At 62.1% G+C, this 20,770-nt stretch carries 21 protein-coding genes; 7 read left to right on the plus strand and 14 right to left on the minus strand.

From position 1 onward, the window contains the following. Window positions 1-92 precede the first annotated feature (92 nt). The 3 genes from TRIHO_RS19040 to TRIHO_RS19050 all read left to right on the plus strand — a co-directional run bounded on the left by TRIHO_RS19040 (window position 93) and on the right by TRIHO_RS19050 (window position 2,244). The gene (locus TRIHO_RS19040) at window positions 93-860 is read left to right on the plus strand and encodes an alpha/beta fold hydrolase (protein ID WP_068247510.1); all 768 of its coding nucleotides are present in this window, start codon (window positions 93-95) and stop codon (window positions 858-860) included. Window positions 861-936: 76 nt separating this feature from the next. Beyond that, window positions 937-1,362 carry a VOC family protein gene (locus TRIHO_RS19045; RefSeq protein ID WP_068247513.1) on the plus strand — a complete coding sequence of 142 codons (426 nt, stop codon included), beginning with the start codon at window positions 937-939 and terminating at the stop codon, window positions 1,360-1,362. Window positions 1,363-1,479: 117 nt separating this feature from the next. Further along, complete coding sequence (locus TRIHO_RS19050) at window positions 1,480-2,244, plus strand: alpha/beta fold hydrolase (protein WP_068247516.1); 765 nt, start codon at window positions 1,480-1,482, stop codon at window positions 2,242-2,244. 193 nt (window positions 2,245-2,437) lie between these two features. Here TRIHO_RS19050 and TRIHO_RS19055 read toward each other — a convergent pair whose 3' ends face one another. Together TRIHO_RS19055 and phaZ are read right to left on the minus strand one after the other, a co-directional pair. After that, window positions 2,438-3,052 (minus strand): DUF6151 family protein, encoded by a 615-nt coding sequence (locus TRIHO_RS19055; protein ID WP_068247518.1) that lies wholly within the window; start codon window positions 3,050-3,052, stop codon window positions 2,438-2,440. 2 nt (window positions 3,053-3,054) lie between these two features. Beyond that, a complete protein-coding gene (phaZ, locus tag TRIHO_RS19060) occupies window positions 3,055-4,332 on the minus strand; it encodes a polyhydroxyalkanoate depolymerase (protein ID WP_068247521.1) in 1,278 nt (425 codons plus the stop codon). A gap of 148 nt (window positions 4,333-4,480) precedes the next feature. On the opposite strand from phaZ, the gene TRIHO_RS19065 reads away from it, so the two are divergent. The 3 genes from TRIHO_RS19065 to phaR all read left to right on the plus strand — a co-directional run bounded on the left by TRIHO_RS19065 (window position 4,481) and on the right by phaR (window position 7,819). After that, a complete protein-coding gene (locus TRIHO_RS19065) occupies window positions 4,481-6,322 on the plus strand; it encodes a PHA/PHB synthase family protein (protein ID WP_068247524.1) in 1,842 nt (613 codons plus the stop codon). A 220-nt stretch (window positions 6,323-6,542) separates the two neighbouring features. Further along, complete coding sequence (locus TRIHO_RS19070; protein ID WP_068247691.1) at window positions 6,543-6,989, plus strand: phasin family protein; 447 nt, start codon at window positions 6,543-6,545, stop codon at window positions 6,987-6,989. A 278-nt stretch (window positions 6,990-7,267) separates the two neighbouring features. After that, window positions 7,268-7,819 carry a polyhydroxyalkanoate synthesis repressor PhaR gene (gene phaR, locus TRIHO_RS19075; protein ID WP_068247527.1) on the plus strand — a complete coding sequence of 184 codons (552 nt, stop codon included), beginning with the start codon at window positions 7,268-7,270 and terminating at the stop codon, window positions 7,817-7,819. Between the two features lie 151 nt (window positions 7,820-7,970). Here phaR and TRIHO_RS19080 read toward each other — a convergent pair whose 3' ends face one another. Next, window positions 7,971-9,194 (minus strand): DegT/DnrJ/EryC1/StrS family aminotransferase, encoded by a 1,224-nt coding sequence (locus TRIHO_RS19080; RefSeq protein ID WP_068247529.1) that lies wholly within the window; start codon window positions 9,192-9,194, stop codon window positions 7,971-7,973. 218 nt (window positions 9,195-9,412) lie between these two features. Between TRIHO_RS19080 and TRIHO_RS19085 the strand changes: the two genes are divergently transcribed. Next, window positions 9,413-10,192, plus strand: coding sequence for an isocitrate lyase/PEP mutase family protein (locus TRIHO_RS19085; RefSeq protein ID WP_068247530.1), 780 nt, complete (start codon window positions 9,413-9,415; stop codon window positions 10,190-10,192). A gap of 112 nt (window positions 10,193-10,304) precedes the next feature. Here the strand turns inward: TRIHO_RS19085 and TRIHO_RS19090 are convergent, their stop codons facing one another. The 11 genes from TRIHO_RS19090 to TRIHO_RS19140 form a co-directional block, all read right to left on the minus strand. Beyond that, entirely contained in the window at window positions 10,305-11,618 is a 1,314-nt protein-coding gene (locus TRIHO_RS19090) for an NAD(P)/FAD-dependent oxidoreductase (protein WP_068247536.1), read from the minus strand. A gap of 147 nt (window positions 11,619-11,765) precedes the next feature. Next, the gene (locus TRIHO_RS19095) at window positions 11,766-13,133 is read right to left on the minus strand and encodes a glutamine synthetase family protein (protein WP_068247539.1); all 1,368 of its coding nucleotides are present in this window, start codon (window positions 13,131-13,133) and stop codon (window positions 11,766-11,768) included. Beyond that, window positions 13,133-13,813 carry a type 1 glutamine amidotransferase gene (locus TRIHO_RS19100; RefSeq protein ID WP_068247542.1) on the minus strand — a complete coding sequence of 227 codons (681 nt, stop codon included), beginning with the start codon at window positions 13,811-13,813 and terminating at the stop codon, window positions 13,133-13,135. The genes TRIHO_RS19095 and TRIHO_RS19100 overlap by 1 nt, the downstream gene beginning before the upstream one ends. A gap of 55 nt (window positions 13,814-13,868) precedes the next feature. Then, window positions 13,869-15,188: a glutamine synthetase family protein gene (locus TRIHO_RS19105; RefSeq protein ID WP_068247544.1), complete on the minus strand. Its 1,320-nt coding sequence runs from the start codon at window positions 15,186-15,188 to the stop codon at window positions 13,869-13,871. 305 nt (window positions 15,189-15,493) lie between these two features. After that, complete coding sequence (locus TRIHO_RS19110; RefSeq protein WP_068247549.1) at window positions 15,494-16,300, minus strand: ABC transporter permease; 807 nt, start codon at window positions 16,298-16,300, stop codon at window positions 15,494-15,496. Next, the gene (locus TRIHO_RS19115; protein ID WP_068247694.1) at window positions 16,297-17,202 is read right to left on the minus strand and encodes an ABC transporter permease; all 906 of its coding nucleotides are present in this window, start codon (window positions 17,200-17,202) and stop codon (window positions 16,297-16,299) included. The genes TRIHO_RS19110 and TRIHO_RS19115 overlap by 4 nt, the downstream gene beginning before the upstream one ends. A gap of 163 nt (window positions 17,203-17,365) precedes the next feature. Further along, entirely contained in the window at window positions 17,366-18,076 is a 711-nt protein-coding gene (locus TRIHO_RS19120; RefSeq protein WP_068247552.1) for a transporter substrate-binding domain-containing protein, read from the minus strand. Window positions 18,077-18,123: 47 nt separating this feature from the next. Further along, entirely contained in the window at window positions 18,124-18,903 is a 780-nt protein-coding gene (locus tag TRIHO_RS19125; protein WP_068247554.1) for an ABC transporter ATP-binding protein, read from the minus strand. 165 nt (window positions 18,904-19,068) lie between these two features. Further along, window positions 19,069-19,857, minus strand: coding sequence for a phosphate/phosphite/phosphonate ABC transporter substrate-binding protein (locus TRIHO_RS19130; protein ID WP_068247556.1), 789 nt, complete (start codon window positions 19,855-19,857; stop codon window positions 19,069-19,071). Then, a complete protein-coding gene (locus TRIHO_RS19135; protein WP_068247559.1) occupies window positions 19,854-20,294 on the minus strand; it encodes a tellurite resistance TerB family protein in 441 nt (146 codons plus the stop codon). Before TRIHO_RS19135 ends, TRIHO_RS19130 begins: the two co-directional genes overlap by 4 nt. Then, window positions 20,294-20,764: a tellurite resistance TerB family protein gene (locus TRIHO_RS19140; RefSeq protein ID WP_068247561.1), complete on the minus strand. Its 471-nt coding sequence runs from the start codon at window positions 20,762-20,764 to the stop codon at window positions 20,294-20,296. The genes TRIHO_RS19135 and TRIHO_RS19140 overlap by 1 nt, the downstream gene beginning before the upstream one ends. Window positions 20,765-20,770 lie beyond the last annotated feature (6 nt).

Genomic DNA, 20,770 nt, shown 5'->3' on the forward strand with positions numbered 1-20,770 from the left:
CCCCCGAGGTATTTTCAAAAAGATGAAGGGTTTGGCGAATCTCCGGTGGCGTGGCATCTGGAGGGCCAACGTCATTCAAGGGGAGGGCCGACATGGCGCCGCAGTATCTGGACACCGCCGAAGGGCGACGCATTGCCTATCACAAGAGTGAAGGCCAAGGGCCGACGGTCGTGTTTCTGGGCGGGTTGAAGTCCGATATGGAGGGCACCAAGGCGTTGTTCCTTGAGGCCTGGGCGCAGGCGCGGGGGCAGGCGTTCCTGCGGTTTGACTATTCCGGCCATGGGATGAGTTCGGGGCGGTTTGAGGGCGGATCAATTGCCGACTGGCATGAAGATACGCTGGCGGTGGTGGACCGGTTGACGGAAGGCCCGGTCGTGGCGGTCGGATCGTCGATGGGGGGCTGGCAGGCGCTGTTGCTGGCCAAGGCGCGGGCGGCGCGGATTGCGGGGCTGGTCACGATCGCGGCGGCGCCGGATTTCACTGAGGATGGCTATTGGGCCAATTTCACCGATGCACAGAAGGCGGAATTGGCGGCGCGCGGACAGGTTGAGCTGCCAAGCGATTACATGGAACCCTATGTGGTGACGCAACGGATGATTGACGATGGCAGGCGCCATCTGGTGCTGCGTTCGGAGCTGGTGTTGCCCTTTGCGGTGCGCTGTCTGCAAGGCACCGATGATTCCGCCGTGTCGACCCAGACCGCGCTGGCCCTGCTGGACCATGCGCGCTGCGCGGACATGCGGTTGACGCTGGTCAAGGATGCCGATCACCGGTTCTCTGACCCGGCCTGTCTGGACCTGATCCGGGCGGCGGTGGAAGAGCTGTGTCAGGCTGGGGCGGGTCTGGGGTCGGCGGATTGATTTTGTTTCTGGTTTGTTCTATGCTTTGTGGCAGGACAATATCAGGCGCAAATCTGTGGCCTGCGGGAGGAATGTGATGGAACAAAGAGTAAGCCTGATTACCTTGGGTGTGCGCGATCCTGCGCGGGCGGCGGCGTTCTATGAGGCGCTTGGCTGGCAGCGTGCCCAGAGCCCGGATGGCGTCATCGCCTTTGATCTGCTGTCGCAGACGATCGGGCTTTATCCGCTGGAGAAGCTGGCGGAGGACCTTGGCCTGCCGGTGGAGGCGCTGGGAACCGGGGCGATGACGCTGAGCCACAACGTCAGAACGGCCGCGGAGGTCGCGCCGCTGATGGCCCGTGCCGAGGCGGCGGGGGCGGAGATCCTGCGCCCGGCGGGGCCGATTTTCTGGGGCGGCACCATCGGGTATTTCCGCGCACCGGATGGGCATATCTGGGAGATTGCGCATAATCCGTTTTCGCCGCTGGCCCCTGACGGAAGGTTTCGCTGGGAGGGGTATTGATGAGGACACACATCTTTAACCAATCCCCGGCATAGTAAAAAAGTCCTTGCTGCCCCTCACTTAGGGACGTGTAGTAACCCCAAGCGCCACCATAGGCGCGTGGAACGGGCAGACAATATGACGAAAACAGCACGGATTGACCCGGCTGACTTGTCCCGGCGACCGCTTGTGGTGGTGCCGGGCTTCATGAGTGACAGCCGGGTATGGGAAACGCAGGTGCGGCTTTTGTCGCGGTACCTGCCGGTGACCGTCGCCCCTGTTACCGGCGGCGGGCGGGTCGAGGATGTGGCGCTTGCGCTGCTCGATGATTTGCCACGCTGCTTTACCGTGATCGGAACAGGATTGGGCGGCGCCATTGCCATGGCGATGTTGCAGCGCGCGCCGGAGCGGATCGCGGGGATCGGGCTGATCGCCACCAGTCCGCTTGCTGAAACGCCGGCCAAGGCGGCTGAGCGCGAACCCTGGATCATCCGGGCCCGCACCGGGCGGTTGCGAGGGGTGATGCAGGAGGTGTTCCCAAGCGCGACGCTGGCGCCGGGACCGCGCCGTGGCCAGATCATGGCGGAGATTGCGGATATGGCGGACGATCTGGGGACAGAGCTGTTTGTCGAACAAAGTCGGATGCTGCAGCGGCGGAGCGACCAGCAGGCAACGCTGCGTCGGGCGGACCAGCCCGGGCTGGTGATTTGCGGCGTGCATGACAAGATCATCCCGGCGCGTCGGCAGCTCTTTACGGCGGAGCTGATGCGGCATGCGCGAATCGAGATCCTTGAAGATGCGGGACATTTGCCGCTGATGGAACAGCCGGAGCGGGTCTCTCAGATCCTGTGCGACTGGTTGTTGCCCCGGGTCGAGGTGGAAGAGCTGCGCCAGACGGGCTGAGGGCGGGCGAGGTCAGGGTCGCCAACGCGGCCAGGCAAGTGGCGGACACCCCGCGCAATCAGACAGGCGTGCCCTTTGGGGTGGTTCGGACCCCGCGGAGCGGGGAGCAGAACAAAGAGAACGAACAGCACCGGACAGGCCGAAGGCCGGACCAGCGGGGGCATCGGCAGGATCGGCAGGAGGGGGGCCTAAACTAGGGCTTGCACGGTTTGTCGCTTGTCAGCGCGTTGCGCTCCGCCTTGGACAGCACCTGTGGCGCCACCACCGGCGCTCCGGTGGCAATATCGAACAGCGGCGTTTGCCGCCAGCGACCGGAGAGGCGCGCGGGCACCATGCGGGTCATCAGCCGATAGGTCATCCGGGCGGCGCCTTTGTGAGCCGGTGGTTTGCCGCGTCTGGGAATGAAGGCCTGGGCGATGATCCGCCCCAGCCGGTCCGGCGTGGCAAAGAGCGCGCTACGCACCGCGACAAAGGGCAGCTTGGGGCTGCGCGGCGTGTTGAACAACGGTGTCCCGCAACAGCCCGCAAACCACCGAAACATTCCGCGCGGCGACAGTTGCAGCAGCCGTAAATGCTCTGCACCCTGGTCGATATGCAGCATATCCGGGCTGAGCTGAAGCAAGTCGACGCCGCTGCCAGCGGGGTCGGGGCAGCTGTGGTAAAGCTCCACCGCGCGGCAATCCGCGCAGTGGCACAGGATACGGCTGCAATGACGTTCTGCCCCGCGCGAAATATGCCCGGCGAGGGATCCGCACTGGCAGGCGAAAGTCAGCGCGTCACCGGGCCCGGAGGCGGTCTTTGCGGCCATGGTTATTTCGCCGCAGTTCGGACAGGCTTGGTCCCTCGGGTCGGTTTGTCACGGGCGTTGGCATCCATGAATTCGATCACCAGCGGGCGGATGTTGTTGCGCCAGGCGCGGCCGGCAAAAATGCCGTAATGGCCGGCGTCGGGTTCCACATGGCTGGCTTTCTTGCTGTCGGGCAGGCCGGTGCACAGATCAAGCGCCGCGATGCACTGGCCGGGGGCCGAGATGTCATCCTTGGCGCCTTCGACCGTTTTGACCGCAACATCGGTGATTTTCCCGATGTCCACATGTTTGCCTTCGACGGTGAATTCGTTCTTCGCGATCTCGCGATTCTTGAAGACACGTTCCACCGTTGAGAGGTAGAATTCCGCAGGCATGTCCATCACCGCGAGATATTCGTCGTAAAAGCGGTTGTGGGCGTCGTGGTCGGTCGCTTCGCCGCGACAGACCCGCATGATTTGATCGGAGAAGGCTTTGGAATGGCGCTCCATGTTCATCGACATGAAGGACGACAGCTGCAGGAGGCCGGGATAGACCGCGCGGCCGACGCCTTTGTATTTGAAGCCGACGCGCTGGATCATGGTCTGTTCCAGCTGTCCCATGGTGACGCGGTGGCCAAAGTCGGTGACGTCGGTCGGGGTCGCATCCGGGTCGACCGGCCCCCCGATCAGGGTCAGCGACGAGGGCTGCGCCTTGGGTTCCTCTGCGGCGAGGTAGGCGGTGGCGGCCAGGGTCAGCGGGGCCGGTTGGCAGACGGCGACCACGTGGCATTCGGGGCCCAGCTCGCGCATGAAATCAACGAGGTAGAGCGTATAATCCTCGACATCGAATTTGCCGGCCGAGACCGGAATGTCGCGAGCGTTGTGCCAGTCTGTCACATAGACTTCGCAGTTTTCGATGAGGCTTTTGACGGTGGAGCGCAGGAGGGTCGCGTAGTGGCCGGACATCGGCGCAACAACCAGAACCTTGCGGGGCTGTTCCGGGCGATCGGTGACCCGGAAGTGGATCAGATCGCCAAAGGGTTTTTCGACCACGGTGTCGATCTCGACCAGGTGGTCCCTGCCGTCGGCGAGGGTGGTGTCGTGAATGCCCCAGTCGGGCTTTGCCACCATGCGCTCAAAACTGCGCTCGGTGACCTGTCCCCAAGCAGCAACCCAGCTGAGCATTGGGTTGGGCACGGCAGCATAGGCAGGGTAGGAAGCCATGGACAGGGCGGTGGCGCCGAGCCATTGGTTCGCGTTGCGAACCGTCTCCATCAGATCGTAGGACATCATGTAGCGCATGTGCGTCTCCTTGGCGGTGCTTTGCGTGCCGCGGTCTTGGCCGTATGTTGCCGGAGGATACCGGCGGATTCGAACCCGAGGCCGCTTTGCCGTACACTGGCGAGGCAAGTATTCTGCACAGCAGAAAGATTAAGAGGGTTTTATTAAGATGACAACAACCGACAAGGCGATTGACGCGACTTCGACGGAACAGATTGACCGGCTTAAGGAAAATCTTGAACGTGTGGAGCTGTTGTCCAAGCGCCTGGTGGATGTCCTGGCTCAGAAGAAGCCCCATAACCCAGGATTGGACGCTCCGAATCAGGAGCTCTTTGCACGTGCAGCATCGAGCTATTGGGCGGCGATGGCGCAGAACCCGACCAGGCTGCTGGAACAACAGGTGTCGTTCTGGGGCAAATCGGTGCTGAATTACGCCGAGGCCCAGCAGATGATGGCGAACGCGCTGAGCGCCGAGCCAAAGGACGCGGCGGAGGCAGAAGCAGAGGCGCCGCCGCAGCCCTCCGGCCCGCCGGACCGCCGCTTTGCCAATCCGATGTGGGACAAGATCCCATATTTCAAATTCATCCGAGACCAGTATCTGACCAATGCCGAGGCGATCCGGATTGCCGTGGAAAAGGTGGAAGATCTGGACCGGATCGACAAGCAGCGCCTGAGCTATTTTGCCGACCAGATCATCAACATGATGGCGCCGACAAATTTCCTGGCGACCAATCCGGATGCGCTGGAAAAGGCACTGGAGACGGACGGCCAGTCGCTGATTGACGGGCTGGAGAATCTGGTCGCCGATCTGGAGGCCAACGACGGCGAGCTGATCGTGCGGCTGGCCGATGAAACCGCGTTCGAGATCGGGACCAATATTGCCACCACGCCCGGCGATGTGGTGTTTCGCAACCGGATGATGGAGCTGATCCAGTACCGCCCGACCACCGAAACGGTGCATGAGACGCCCATCGTGCTGTTTCCGCCCTGGATCAACAAGTTCTATATCCTCGACCTCAAGGAAAAGAACAGCCTGATCAAGTGGATCACCGATCAGGGCTATACGCTGTTCGTGGTCTCCTGGGTCAACCCGGACCAATCTTATGCCGATACCACGCTGGAGGATTACGTCGAGGAGGGGTTCCTGAAGGCAATTGAGGTCAGCAAGCAGATTTGCGGCGTCGATCAGGTCAATGCGGTTGGCTATTGCATTGCCGGCACCACGCTGAGCCTGACGCTGTCGCTGATGAAACAGCGGGGCGATACCTCCGTCAAATCAGCGACCTTCTTTACCGCGCTGACGGATTTTTCCGATCAGGGCGATTTCACCCCCTTCCTGCAGAACGACTTTGTCGATGCGATCGAGGAAGAGGTCGGTGATGACGGTGTGATGCCGCATTATATCATGGCGCGGACCTTTTCGTTCCTTCGGGCCAATGACCTGGTCTATGGCCCGGCGATCCGCAGCTACATGATGGGGGAGACGCCGCCAGCCTTTGATCTGCTCTATTGGAACGGCGACGGGGCCAACCTGCCGGCCAAGATGGCCGTGCAGTATCTGCGTCGCCTGTGCCAGCAGAACCAATTCGCCCGCGAGGGGTTTGAAATGTTCGGCCACACCCTACATCTGAGTGAGGTCGACGTGCCCCTGATGGCGATCACCTGCGAAACGGACCACATCGCGCGCTGGAAGGACTGCTATAACGGCGTGCAGCAGATGGGGTCGCGGTCCAAGACATTTGTGGTCAGCCAGTCCGGCCATATCGCAGGCATTGTGAACCCGGTCAGCCGCAACAAATACGGCCATTACGTCAATGACGATCTCGCGCTTGATTCGGAGACCTGGATGCAGGGGGCTGAATTCCACGAGGGATCCTGGTGGCCCAGATGGGAACGTTGGCTGAAGAAACGGGCGGGCAAGCAGGTGCCTGCGCGCGTCCCTGGTACAGAGGCGTTTCCTGCCATTGACGCCGCGCCTGGTCAGTATGTCCGCGTAAAGGCACGCCTTTAAGTCGGGCAGGGGCGAGGACCGGATCGCGCAGCGCCCCAACAGGGCGGCGGCGATTGTCAGAGGCGCGCCTGCATGAAGCCGGGAAAACCGGCACTTGCGTAAATGTACGGTGAAATTTGCTGCGTCGCAGAAAATTCACTTGAAATGCTGCGCCGCAGCATGCATATTGATCTCAACAGCGGGACAGGCCCGCTCGCAACGTGAACAAGGAATGAGTACCATGGCCAAGACCCAAGATTTTTCCGCTATGATGAAAGACATGATGGCGTCCTTCCCAATGGACACTTCCGCGATGGAAGACATGTTCAAAAATACCGCCGCGCTGAACGAGAAGCTGTCTTCCGTTGCGCTGGACGCGGCTGGCAAATCTGCCGAGATTTCCTCCAAATGGACCAAGGACACCCTGAGCAAGATCGGTGAAATGTCCAAAGCGAAGACCGAGCCGGCCGACTATGCCAAGGCGGCAACCGATTTCGCGTCTTCTTCTGCCGAAGTCGCAGCCGAAAACATGGCCGCCTTTGCTGAAGTCGCGAAAAAGGTCCAGATGGACACCGTCGAGCTTCTGATGTCCGCTGGCAAGGACATGTCCGAAGAAGCAACGGCTGCGATGAAGAAAGCCACCGAAGAGGTGACCAGCGCAACCAAGAAAGCCGCCGCCGCGAAGTAACGCGAAGGCCGATACGTCCGGGGTCCACGCGCAGCTCTCCTCCCTTTGTACCGGGGACCTCGAAGAAAAGGGCAGACCAATGGTCTGCCCTTTTTCACGGCCGATGCGGCTGCTGGCCAAGCAATTGTCCGGCTTTTGCCGCACCTGCAGCCCTTTGGGCCGCCGCGCCGCACCGATGCTGCGGGGGCAGGGGGCATCCCCTTTTGTTTTCTATGCTTTCTTTTTTAAACCGCCTCGCCTAGGGTTTTTGAAACACGCAAAATTCCGGAGGAGCGACAATGGCGGACAAGGATAAACCTCTGCTCATAAAGCGCTATGCCAGCCGTAGGCTCTATAATACCGAAACCAGCGATTACGTGACGCTGGAGGATATTGCGGGGTTCATCCGGGACGGACGCGAAGTTCAGATCATCGACCTGAAATCCGGCGACGACCTGACCCGCCAGTACCTGTTGCAGATCATCGCCGAACACGAGAGCCGGGGCGAAAACGTGCTGCCGGTGACGGTGCTGAACGATCTGGTGCGCAGCTATATGGTGCCCGGCGGCGGTGTGATGCCGCAGTTCCTGCAGACCTCGTTTGATATGCTGCGCGAGAGCCAGTCGAAGATGATGGAAAACATGAGCGCCATGAACCCGATTGCGCAGATGCCCGGCTTTGAGGCGATGAAGGCGCAGCAGGAAGCGTTCCTCAAGGCGATGACCGGCGGTTTCAGCGGTGGCTGGACCGGGGGCGGCGAAGAGGGGGATGCGAACGACGGCGAAGAGGATCTCGGCTCTATCAAACGGCAATTGGCAGAGCTTCAGGAAAAACTCTCCAAGATGAGCTGAGTGCCGCCTGAAACGTGGAACAAAGCCCCGGTTTGGCCGGGGCTTTTTTGTATCTTACGCCTTGTGGATTGTTGCCCGCACAGGCCGACGCCCACGATCACAGGCTGACGCCAGCGATCAAACCGGCGACAGACTGGGGCATGGGCGGAGATCAGGCTGCGGCGCGGGCCAGGCTTTCTTCGATGGAAGACAACAAGATCCCGGCGATGATGTCGAGCTCAGCCTGGGTCAGCCGCACCGGCAGCCGCACGTCGCAGGCGGTCATCAACATGGCGCGGGTCTGTGGCAGCTCTGGCAGATCCTTGAGGAATTGCCAGTTCCAGAAGGCGCGCGCGTTGTCGCTGGAACGGCCGAAGATTTGCACCTTGACGCCCCGCGCCGCGGTGGCTGCGGCAAAGGTTTCGATCTGCACGTCGTCCAGCCCGACCAGGTTGAACTGGATCGAATCCGGGGCGCGACGTTCTGGCGCGAGCGGGGCCGGGACGTCAAAGTTGGCATGCGCATTGAGCTTTGCCGCGACATAGTCGTGATTTTTCAGACCGTTTTCGACCCGGCGCGCCAGTTCGGGCAGTTGTGGCCGCACCACTGCCGCTGACAGATTGCTCATACGCAGGTTGTAGAGCGGGAGCTGGTTCTGCCAGCGGGCAAAGGCGTCGGCCAGGGCGGTGCCATTGTCGCCGCGGGCGGGTTTGTGTTTCTGCCAGTTATGTTCATAGGCGCCGGACATGATCACCGCGCGGGCCACGAGGTCGGCGTCGTTGGTGACCAGAATACCACCTTCGCCGGCGTTCAGCATCTTGTAGGACTGGAAGGAAAAGCAGCCGACCTGACCCAGGGTGCCGATGTTGCGGCCATGCCAGGTGGTGCCGAGCGAATGGGCCGCGTCCTCGACAACGGGGATGTTGCGTGCCGAACAGAGCGCCAGGATCGCGTCCATGTCAGAGGTATGACCCCGCATGTGCGAGATGATGACGGCGGCAATGTCATCTTCGAGCTTGGCCTCGAAATCGGCCAGATCGACCCGGTAGTTGGCGCCGACTTCGCACAGGACCGGGATACAATCCGCGTGCACGACAGAGGACGGCACGGCGGCAAAGGTAAAGGCGGGGATCAGCACACGGGCATCGTGCGGCAGGTCGAGCGCCTTGAGCGACAGGAACAGCGCCGCCGAACAGGAAGACACCGCAAGCGCATATTTGGTGCCCAGCAGTTCCGCGAATTCCGTCTCCAGCAGGGCGACGGGGGCGTCTTGCGGCGCGGTGTATCGAAACAGGTCGCCAGATTGCATCAGTGCATCAATCGCCGCGCGCGCCGCCTCGGGGATCGGCTCACCCTGATGGACATTTGGAACTTGGACAGGCTGCTCTTGGCTCATATTTCAAAATCCTGAAGTTACCTTTTCATAAATATAAAACAATGGCGCCAAGATGCCAAGGATTCCTGTCGGATCTGCCCCGGAGAAGGCGAAATTTCACGAAACTGTTGCCTGCGGGCGGTGTCCTTTGTGGTGTCGGCGCCCGATCTGCGGCGGTTTGCCATCTGGCACCGTGCTAGGGCCGAGGGCACATCCGAACGAGTAAAGGAGATCAACATATGTCACAGGATCAGGCGGCGGTGTTTCACGCGCTGCACCGGGGCGAGACGCCTTTGGTGCTGTTCAATGTCTGGGATGCCGTCAGCGCCCGCGTGATCGCGGAGCAGGGGGCGGAGGCGCTGGCGACCAGCAGTTGGGCGATGGCGCATGCGATGGGTCTGAAAGACGGCGAGGCGATGACCATCGATGCGGTCTTGCAGCAGGTCGGGGAGATCCGTCAGGTCTCTGACCTGCCGCTGTCGGTCGATCTTGAAACCGGCTATAGCGAGACGCCGACAGGGCTGGCAGAAATCATTGCGCGCCTGATCGACCAGGGGGTGATCGGCATCAATCTGGAGGATCAGAAGATCGGAGCGGCGACGCTGCGGCCCTGTGCGGAACAGGCCCGGCGGATCGAGATCATCCGGGCGGCGGCAGAGCGCGCGGGGGTTGATCTCTTTATCAATGCGCGCACCGATGTGTGGTTCTTTGCCGGGGCGGCCCTGCCGGAGGAAACGCGGCTGCCGGAGACAACCCGCCGCGCCGCAGCCTATGGCGAGGCCGGGGCAAACGGCATCTTTGTGCCCGGCGTGACGGCGCCCGCACAGCTGGCCGAGATCGCAGCCGCGACCCCGTTGCCGGTGAATGCAATGGTGTCTGATGTGGCGCAAGAGGCGCTGCCTGATCGCTTGCGAGAGCTTGCCGCGGCCGGTGTGCGGCGTATCTCGACCGGGCCAGGCAGCTATCGCGCGATGCTGGCCGATCTCGCGATGCGGTGCGGGCAGTTCACGCCACGCTAAGCCGGGACAGTGACGCGGACGCTGACACAGGTGTGAACGCGGACCGGAACAAGGACGCGGATTGGGGGCGCAGGTGGCCGACGGCAGAGAGCGACCGTCCCCCCGGTTCCGTTTACAATCCCAGCCTGTCCCGCAGGGAAAACCAGGTCATGGCAAGCACCAGCAGCGGCGTGCGCATGTTGGGGCCGCCGGGAAACGGCGTGGTCGGGATGCGCGCCATGGTGTTGAAACCGTCGCTTTCCCCGGCGATCGCCTGCGCCATCAGGCGGCCGGCATGGGTGGCGGTGCCGACCCCATGGCCGGAATAGCCGGAGGCCGTCAGGACCCGCGGGTTGATCCGGGCGAGGTAGGGCAGCCGTTTCATGGTGATTCCAAGCGTGCCGCCCCAGGCGTAGTCGATGCCGACATGGGCCAGATGCGGGAAAATCTCGGTCATCGGGCCGCGCACCTTGGCAGCGATATCGGTGGGAAAGCGATAGCCATAGCTTTCGCCTCCACCGAACAGCAGGCGGCCATCGTGGCTGAGGCGGAAATAGTTCACCACGAATTTGCTGTCGGCCACCGCCACATCGCGGGTGAGCACCTGCGCGGTTTCCGGCCCAAGAGGTTCGGTGGCGGCCACGAAATTGTTGATCGGCATCACCCGCGCGGCGACCTGGGCATTCAGCCCGCCGAGGTATCCGTTGCAGGCAAGGATCAGGTGGTCGGCGCGCACGGTGCCCTCGCCGGTGCGCACCTCGACCTGCGGGCCGTCGTCGTCGATGGCAAAGACTTCGCTGCGTTCAAAAATCTGCACGCCTGCTGCGGTGGCCGCACGGGCCAGCCCCAACGCAAAGTTCAGCGGATGCAGGTGGCCCGCGCCATGGTCGAGGATCCCGCCCTTGTAAGCCGGCGACGGGCACATGGCATGGCAGGCGTCCTGATCCAGGATCTCGATCTGGTCATAACCGTAGCGGTCTTTCAGGTGGTGCCCATAGTCATGCAGATGCCGCACATCGCGTCTGGACTCTGCGGTCCAGGCGACGCCGGGTTTGAGATGGCAATCAATGTCGTGTCTGGCAATCAGATCCTTGACCAGATCCTTTGCCTCCTCGCCAAGCGACCAGAGCTTGGCGGCGTCTTCGGCGCCCAACATGCGCTCCAGCACCTCCTGATCCTGGCGTTGGCCGGAGCCCAGCTGGCCACCGTTGCGCCCGGAGGCGCCAAACCCGACCCGCTGGGCATCCAGAAGCACCACAGAGCGGCCTGTCTCGGCCAGGTGCAATGCCGCCGAAAGCCCGGTGTAGCCGGCGCCGACGATGCAGACATCCGCCCGCACTCCTCCAGAAAGTGACGGGTAGTGGACGCCGGGCGTGGCGGTCGCGGCATACCAGCTTTTGGGGTAGCTGCCGGGGCGGTCATTGGCATGCAGGAGGTTGAGGGCCATGGGGTCTCTCCGAAGTCTTTCGTCTCCCGCGCCACGCGCCAGAGCGGGGTCGGGCCGTGATCTGGGCCCCGACACAGGCCTGCGGGTGGGGCTGTTGTGTCGGAGGCAGTCGGGGTCAGTCGGTGTCTGCCAGCGTGGTGCGCAGGATCACACGTTCAGCAACAGATGCTCGCGTTCCCAAGGGGAAATCACCTGCAGGAACTCTTCGTATTCGGCGCGTTTGACGCAGCTGTAAACGCGGGCAAATTCCGGGCCCAGTACCTCGTGCAGGGCTTTGGCTTCGTCAAAGAGATCCAGCGCCTGACCCATGACCTGCGGGAAGTCTCCGTCGCCTTCGTAGGCGTCGCCCTTGAACTGGCGGCTGGGGCGGCGTTCTTCCATCAGGCCGAGATAGCCGCTGGCCAGCGACACGGCGATCCCGAGGTAGGGGTTGCAGTCCATGCCGGCGATGCGGTTTTCCACCCGGCGCGATTTCGCGCTGGACAGAGGCACGCGGATGCCGGTGGTCCGGTTGTCGCGCGCCCATTCCAGATTGATCGGCGCGGCATGATTTTTCACATAGCGGCGATAGGAATTCACATAGGGCGCCAGCACCGCAAGCCCAGCCGGCAGGTGGTTCTGAAGGCCGCCGATGAAATGGTAAAAGGCATCGGTTTCGCCCCCCTGCGGGCCGGAAAAGATATTCTCGCCCGTCTCGATGTCGATGATCGAGTGGTGAATATGCATGGCCGAGCCGGGTTCGTCCGCAATCGGTTTCGCCATGAAGGTGGCAAAGCAATCGTGGCGCAGGGCGGCCTCGCGGATCAGCCGTTTGAAGTAAAACACCTCATCCGCCAGCTTGACCGGATCGCCGTGCAGGAGGTTGATTTCCAACTGGCCGGCGCCGCCTTCCTGGGTGATGCCGTCGATCTCGAACCCCTGTGCCTCTGCAAAGTCATAGATGTCGTCGATCACCGGGCCGAATTCGTCCACTGCCGTCATCGAATAGGCCTGGCGGGCGGCGGCAGGGCGACCGGAGCGGCCCATCATTGGTTGAATGTCACGGGCCGGGTCGATGTTGCGTGCCACCAGGAAGAATTCCATTTCCGGTGCGACGACCGGACGCCACCCCTGGGCCTCGTAGAGCGCAACGACGCGTTTCAACACATTGCGCGGGCTGTAGGGCACCGGCTCGTGGTCCCGGTCATAGGCGTCGTGGATCACCTGCAGGGTCCAGTCGCCGGTCCAGGGCGCGGCGGTCGCGGTGGACATGTCCGGCTTCAGGATCATGTCCTTCTCGATCCAGCCGTCCTCGTCCGCGGCATCGGCCCAATCGCCGGTGATGGTCTGGTAGAAGATGCTGTCGGGCAGGTGGAAATAGTCCTGCTTGACGAATTTGGACGCCGGCACCGCCTTGCCACGGGCGATGCCCGGCAGATCCGAGATAACGCATTCAACCTCGTCGAGACGACGGCCCTCCAGATAGGTCTTGGCGGCTTCGGGGAGCTTGTCCTGCCAGCGCGGCTCGGTGGGCATCAGGTCCTCACTTTCTTGAAGAAGTCGGCGATTTCTGTGGCGATGTGATGGGAATCTATTGGTTGGTCCAGGGTTTCCTTGGCCGCAGCAAGGTGGGTGTCGGGCACCACGCCCTTGCCCCGCTTGTCGATCAGACCCTCGACAAAATCTTCGGCAAACTCGGGGTGCGGCTGCGAGGTCCAGATATGGTCGCCATAGGCGAGAAAGGCGTTGCGGCAAAAATCGCTCTGGCCGATGACGCGGGCCTCGGCCGGCAGGGCGACGACCTGATCCTGATGCCAGGCATGGACATGGATGGTCTCGCCGTCGCGTTCGTAGGCGGTACGTCCGACGCTCCAGCCGCCGTCGAATTTCTCGACCCGACCGCCAAGCGCCTGCGCGATGATCTGGTGGCCAAAGCAGACGCCGACCAGCGGCATCTTGCGGGCGTGGATGTCGCGGATCAGATCCTCCAGCGGCGGGATCCAGGGGTGATCTTCGTAGGCACCGTGTTTGGAGCCGGTGATCAGCCAGCCATCCGCTGCCGTGGCGGCGTCGGGAAAGACGCCATCGACCACTGCATAGGTCACAAATTCTAAGCCATGACCCTCCAGCAGCACACGAAACATATCGTCGTAGTTGCCGCTGTCCGCGATCAGGTCGTCAGGCGCGTGGCCTGTTTGCAGGATTCCGATCTTCATTTGTCACCACATATGATCAAAAACCAAGGCGAGGCGGGCACAGCCCTCCGCCGATTCATACGGCCTCGAGCCAGGAGAGCCAATGGCTGTCTTGCGGCTTTTCAGCGAAACCGGCCAGTTCCTGTCGCTTGGTCATGACGAGATTTCGGATTGCCAGCGGCGGCAGGATCCGGGCGATGAGCGGGCTGTTTTCAAACAGGTTGATGGCCTCGGCCCAGTCGGAGGCGAGCTGTGGCAGGCCTTCGATTTCGTAGATATTGCCGTCAGACGGTGGCGGCGGCGTGAGCGAATCCTCGATCCCGACCAGCGCTGCGCCCAGCACCGTTGCCAGCATCAGATAGGGGTTGATGTCCCCGCCCGAGACCCGGTGTTCAATCCGGCGCGCCTTGTGGTTGCCACCTGGAATGCGGATCGCGGCGGTGCGGTTCTCGTAGGCCCAGGCCGCAGAGGTCGGCGCATGGGCTCCCGGCACCAGCCGCTCGTAGGAGTTGCCGTGGGGGGCAAAGACCAGCGTGCTGTCGCGCATCGCCGCGAGACAGCCTGCGACGGCAGCATGCAGGGCAGGAGTGCCTTCGGGGCCGCCGTTGTCAAAAATATTCGCGCCCGTTTCGTCGGTGATCGAGAAATGCACATGCATGCCGTTGCCGGCTTCTTCGCCATAGGGTTTCGCCATGAAGGTGGCGGCAAAGCCGTGCTTGCGGGCGATCCCCTTGACCAGCGCCTTGAACAGCCATGTATCGTCGGCTGCACGCATGGCGTCCTGATGGATCAGGTTGATTTCGAACTGTCCAAGCCCGGCTTCGGAGATGGCGTCCTGCGCGGGAATGCCCATCGCCTCGGCACCGTCATAGAGGTCGGTGAAAAAGTCGTCATAGGCGTCCAGCTCCGCGATCGAAAGCACCGACTGCTGGTCCAGCGCCCGGCCGGTGAGCGGGTCAATCGGCGGCAGCGGCTCGGTGCCGCCATCGTCGATCAGGATGAACTCCAGCTCGGTTGCGGCGCTGACAGTCCAGCCGCGGTCGCTGTAGCGCTGCATGACATGGGCCAGCACCTGCCGCGGGTCGCCGAGGAAGGGGCGGCCATCTTCCAGCGTCATTGTCATCGGCACCAGTGCCGAGGCGGTCGACAGCCAGGGCATCGGCACAGCACCGCGGTCCGTTGGCATCAGGATGCCATCGGCGTCGCCGGTTTCAAACACCAGCGGGCTGTCTTCGATGTCACGTCCCCAGATGTCGACGTTGAGGACGGAGAGAGGCATGCGCGCGGCACCTTCCCCAAGTTTGTCTGCCTGTCCAACGGGCAGGCGTTTGCCGCGCATCTGACCGTTGAGGTCACAGGCGGCGATACGGATCGTTCTGAGCGCAGAGAGGTCCATGCGCGGGCTCCTTGTCTTGTCGCGGACACTTTGGCGTGACCCGAGGAGGCTGGCAAGAGAATTTGATCAAAAATTGGATCTAGCCGGGCTGCCATAGCAGGTGGCGACGAGAAAGCAGGCGTAAATCTGCCAGCGGATCCTGCTGAGATGCGGGGCGGGAGTGGTTTCGCTTCGGGCAATGCCCGAAGCGACCGGCGTGACCTGCGTGATCTGAAACGTCAGCTGAAGCGTGGTCACAGGTGGTCAGACTGGCGGCACCTTTGGGGCGCCTAAAAAGAAAGGCCCCCAACGGGAGCCTTTCACAATCAGCGGATCACTTGTGGTTTGAACCGGATCTTCTGCCGTCGCTCCTGCGGCAGATGCCGGTTCAGATAGCTGTTGACGGCCCCGAAGACGGTGATGATGACCAGCGTCAGCAGGATGAAATAGAAGGCCAGGATCGGATAGGGCACAAACGGGTTGAAGGTCTTGTCCGCGAAGTAGTTCGCGTAATAGAGCGCGTCCCCTTGCTGTCGCCAGGCCGGAAAACCGGAAAAGAAGACCAGCGTTGTCGCGTGAAACAAAAAGATCGCTTCATTGGTGTAAGCCGGCCAGGCGAGGCGCATCGTGGTGGGCCAGATCACGCGGCGAAAGCGCGCCCAGCCTGACAGGCCATAGGCATCGGCCGCTTCGATGTCGCCCTTGGGAATCGACCGCAGCGCGCCATAGAAAATCTCGGCCGAGTAGGCAGAAGTGTTCAGGAACAGCACGATCAGCGCCCCCATCCAGGCCGAGGACAGCAGGTTGAACACCGGCGAAACACTCTTGAGCGACAGGAACAGGAAATAGGCAAAGAAGAACTGGATGAACAGCGGCGAGCCCCGGAACACGAAAATGAACCCATTGGCCGGTCGGCGCAGCCAGCCGCGGGAAGAGTTCTTGGCCACGGCCAGCGCATTGGCAAAGACAAAGCCCGTGACAATGGCCAGCACGCCAAAATAGATGTTCCACAACATGCCGGACCCGATCAGGACAAACTGATCGCACAGCGTGAAGTCGCTACGGGGCAGCAGGCGTTCGCCATATCCGAGGGAGCGGAAGGCATAGGCCTGCAGGGTCTCAAGGCAGCTCATGCCGGCGTCCCTTCTGAGTTTGCTTGGTCCTTGCGCATCGCTTCGCCAGCGAGGGTGGCCTGGCCACGGGACAGACGGCGGGTGATGCGGGAAAGCGCGATTTCCGACACTTTGGTAAAGGCAAGATAGAAGATCAGCAGGCCGAGGAAATACCACATGCGCCAATCCGGGTGCGGGTAATCGGTGAATTGCGGCGCCTTGGAGCCGCCAAGCTCGCGCGCCCAATAGACGATATCCTCGACGCCGAGCAGGAACAGCAAAGGTGTCGCCTTGATCAGGACCATCCACAGGTTGGACAGGCCGGGCAGGGCAAAGACCCACATTTGCGGCACCAATACTCGCCAGAAGGCTTGACCGCGGCTCATGCCATAGGCCTCTGCAGTTTCGATCTGGGCCCGCGGAACGGCCCGCATGGCACCAAACAGCACATTGGCCGCAAATGCGCCAAAGACGATGGCAAAGGTCAGCACGGCAAGGGAGAAGCCATAGATCTCGTGCATCCATTGCGGTGCCGAGTTCAAGGGCATCTTGGCAATGGAGCAGACGAGAAAGTCATTGCCCTGACGAATAGGGGCGTCCCAATCGGGACATTTGACCTGGTGGCGGAGCCATTCGATCCCCTGATCCAGCGCGATGACAAAAAACAGGAAAAAGGCAATGTCCGGCACGCCGCGCACGATGGCGATGTAGCCTTTGCCGAACCAGGACAATGGCGCGAAATGGGCCCGTGCAGCCATGGCGCCACCAAAGCCAAAGACCAGCGCCAGCGGCGCCGTGATGGCCAGCAGCAGCAATACGGTGCCAAAGGACACATAGAACCCCATGTGCTTACCTGTGGTCAGATAGCAGCTCAGCCAGTGAAAGGTGTCCAGGCTTGCCGGATCGGAGCAAAAGGAAAAAATGGCGGGCCTCATCTTCTGGGGCGGACCGGGACGGGAACGCGTCACTATCTTGTCGGTCGCGCGGGCGGATGGCAACGGGGCGCAGGTGGCGCGGGGGCCGATGGAAGGGGAAAGGGGGACGCAAGCCCCCCTTTCCGGTCAGTTCAGCTGAAACGGGGGCGGATCACCAGGTGCCGCCGACTTCCCATTTTTCGATCAGCGTGTTCAGGGTGCCGTCTTCCTTCATGGTGGCGATGGCCGCGTCGAATTTGCCGCGCAGCTCGTCATCGCTCTCGCGGAAGGCCATGCCGATTCCGTTGCCCAGCAGCACGTCTTCGCCCACGAACATCAGGTCGGTGGAGGAGACGATCGGCTCCAGGAAGTCCTTGTCGGCGAGCACGGCGTCGGCTTCACCTGCGTTGACGGCGGCAACGGTTTCATCCGGTGTCGGGTATTCAACGATGGTCGCGCCGGTGGACACGACGTGGTTGGCCTGGATGGTGGCGGTCTGGGCCGCCACGATGCCGCCTTCGAGATCGACATCGGCCGACATCGCTGCATAAGCGGAGGGCGACGGCGGGGTGTAGCCCTGGGTGAAGTCTACGACTTCCTCACGCTCGTCGGTGATCGACATGCCGGCGATGATGGTGTCGTAGTTGCCCGACAGCAGGTTGGGAATGATCGAATCCCAATCGTTGGTGACCCACTCGCAGGTCAGCTCGGCGCGTTTGCACAGCTCGTCGCCCAGCTCGCGCTCGAACCCGTCCACTTCACCGGCATCGTTGATGAAGTTATACGGAGGGTAGGCGCCCTCGGTGCCGAGGCGCACGGTATCGGCCAGCGAAATGCTGGCGGTCAGAGCCAGTGCGGCAGAGCCAAGAAGCAGAGATTTCATGGTGTTACTCCCGTTAAGTTTGTTGGTTTTGGTCGTTTGGTTTTTAGCTATTGAGCCTGTCGCGTGGACGACAGGAACGCCCGCAACCGTTCGCTGCGGGTGTTTCCGAAAATCTCGTCAGGGCAGCCTTCTTCTTCGACCAGCCCCTTGTGCAGGAACACGATATGGTCGGACACATCGGCGGCCATGCGCATGTCGTGGGTGACGATCAGCATGGTGCGGCCTTCGGCGGCGAGCCCCTTGATGACCTGGACCACTTCCTGTTCCAGTTCAGGGTCAAGCGCAGAGGTGGGTTCGTCAAAAAGCAACGCCTGCGGTTCCATGCACAGGGCCCGCGCGATGGCGGCGCGCTGTTGCTGGCCACCGGAAAGCTGGGCCGGATAGGCATCGCATTTGTCACCGATGCCAACCTTGTCGAGATATTTGCGGGCGGAGGCCTCGACCTCGGCGCGGTCGCGTTTCAGCACCGTCAGCGGTGCTTCCATCACGTTTTGCAGGATGGTCATATGGGACCAGAGGTTGAACTGCTGGAAGACCATCGACAGGTTGGTTCTGATCCGCAGCACCTGTTTTGCATCTGCCGGATGACGGCCAAGCCCGGTGCCGCGCCAGCTGATCGGTTCGCCCTTGAACAGGATGTCGCCTTCCTGGCTGTCCTCCAGCAGGTTGCAACACCGCAGCAAGGTCGATTTGCCGGAGCCGGAAGAGCCGATGAGCGAGACCACATCCCCCCGTTTGGCGGTGATGTCCACCCCTTTGATCACTTCAAGGTCGCCGTAGGATTTGTGCAATCCGCGGATTTCGAGAACGGGGGTGTCGTCGGTCAAGGTATTTTCGCCCGGCTGTTATTCAAAGTCGCCCCTATTGGAACAACTTTCCGGTCGAATGCAATGTGCAAAGGGGGCAGGAACGGGAGCAAAACGTCAATTCCGCTGCGGAAACTGCCGGAAGGAACAACTCTTGAGCGTTGCCCCTGCAATCCCGGTGCCGGGTCACGTGCGTTCGGCCATGGCCTTTTCGCGGGCCAGCCGGTCCAGCACCAGCGTCGGCCCCGGCGGTGTCGGCACCGCGAGATAGTCGCTGGGCGGCAGGTGCACGATCTTTTTCAGGTGCAACACATCGCGATGCGCTTGCGACAGGCTCTCTACGGCGGCTTCCAGCGCGTTGTAAATGGCCGGAACATCTTCGCCCAACGCCGTGATAAAGGGCAGAGCCGGGGTCGGCTCGGTGCGTTCCAGTTCGCACAGCTGTGCGGTCAGGTCGGGTTCGTAATCCTGCAACATCTGATAGGTCAGCGCGTCGATGGTGGCAAAATCCGCACGTCCCTCGGCGACAGCCTCGGCAGAGGCGCGATGGCCTCCGGTCTCGATCAACGCACCCGGCAGAAAGTCATCTGCGCGCATCCGCATCATGGCGGCGGCCCAGCCCGATTGCGACAGCGGGTCGTTATAGGCGAACCGGCTGCCGGCAAAGCTGGTGAACCGGGTGCCTTTCTGGTCGGCGCGGGCAATCAGAACGCTGTTGTAGTGGCCCTCGGGGCAGCCAGGCAGGCCATAGTCCGGCGTGGCGACCAGCTGCACATCGCCATAAAGGCGCGCGCGAAACGGCAGGCCGCAGGTCTGGGCCAGCAGCAGATCGGGCGACCGCCAGGCCTGCCAAAGATCCATATCCCGTGTCAGGTTTTCGGGGCCGCGCCCCAGTTCGGTACGGATCGCCTGCCAGAGGGCGTCATTGGCGGCAGCCGTTTCCGGCCGGTCATACATTGGCAGCAGCGCTATCATGATCGTGTCTCCGCCCGTTGGCGCGCCATGGCGCTGTCTACATCATTCACACCGAGGAGATTGGCCGCGAGTCGAATCAGCGCATCCTCGTCATCATCCCGCTCGCCGTCGGCCAGGGCGACCTGCCACAGCGCTTCGACCACGCCGATGCGATCCTGATAAGGCACCGCATCCTTGATCGCGCGGGTAAAGCGGACGGTGTCGGGGGCGGCGGCCTCCAGGCCCTCGCCCTGTTCGCGCAGGATCTGCGCCGCACCGGGATCAAGATCGAACCGGGCGCGCAAAATACGGTCAATCCGGTCGCGTTCCACATCGGCATAGGCATTGTCGGATCGCGCAAGCCGCACCAGCAGCGCCGTCAGCGCAAGGCGGGCATCCTCATCCGGCAGAATAGCCGGGGCAGGGGCCAATAACTTATCTAGAAATTCTTTAAACATTACCCATTCTCCTGCGCGGCAAGCTGATCTGTCAACTTTTGCCGGGCTTTATCACGGGCACGGTCATTGTCCTTGCCCGACAGCCCCATTGCTTTGCAGGCATCGGCGACGATGCGGATCTCGCCCTCGTGTTCGAGATTGTCCGCCAGAACCACTTCCCAGAGCGCATCCAGCGCGGCCAGACGTTCCTCCAGGCCGGTGGTCTCACGGATCAGCCGGGCGAAAGTGTCGGTCTGCGGCGCTGCGGCGTGCAGCTTTTCACAGGTGGCGCGCACCTTGGCGGCCTCAATCGCGTTGTGACCATAAAGACGGGCCAAAATGCGGTCGATCAGACTGATTTCTTCCAGTTGATAGTCACGATCCGACTGGGCGATCCGGACCAGCAACGCACCAAGCGCCAGCTCAGCATCCGGATCCGGGAGGCTGGCATTCTGCGGTGGGCGAAAAGCCTGAAACAGCTTCCTCAGCATCAAAAA

Source organism: Tritonibacter horizontis (assembly GCF_001518015.1).
Classification (GTDB): Bacteria; Pseudomonadota; Alphaproteobacteria; order Rhodobacterales; family Rhodobacteraceae; genus Epibacterium; species Epibacterium horizontis.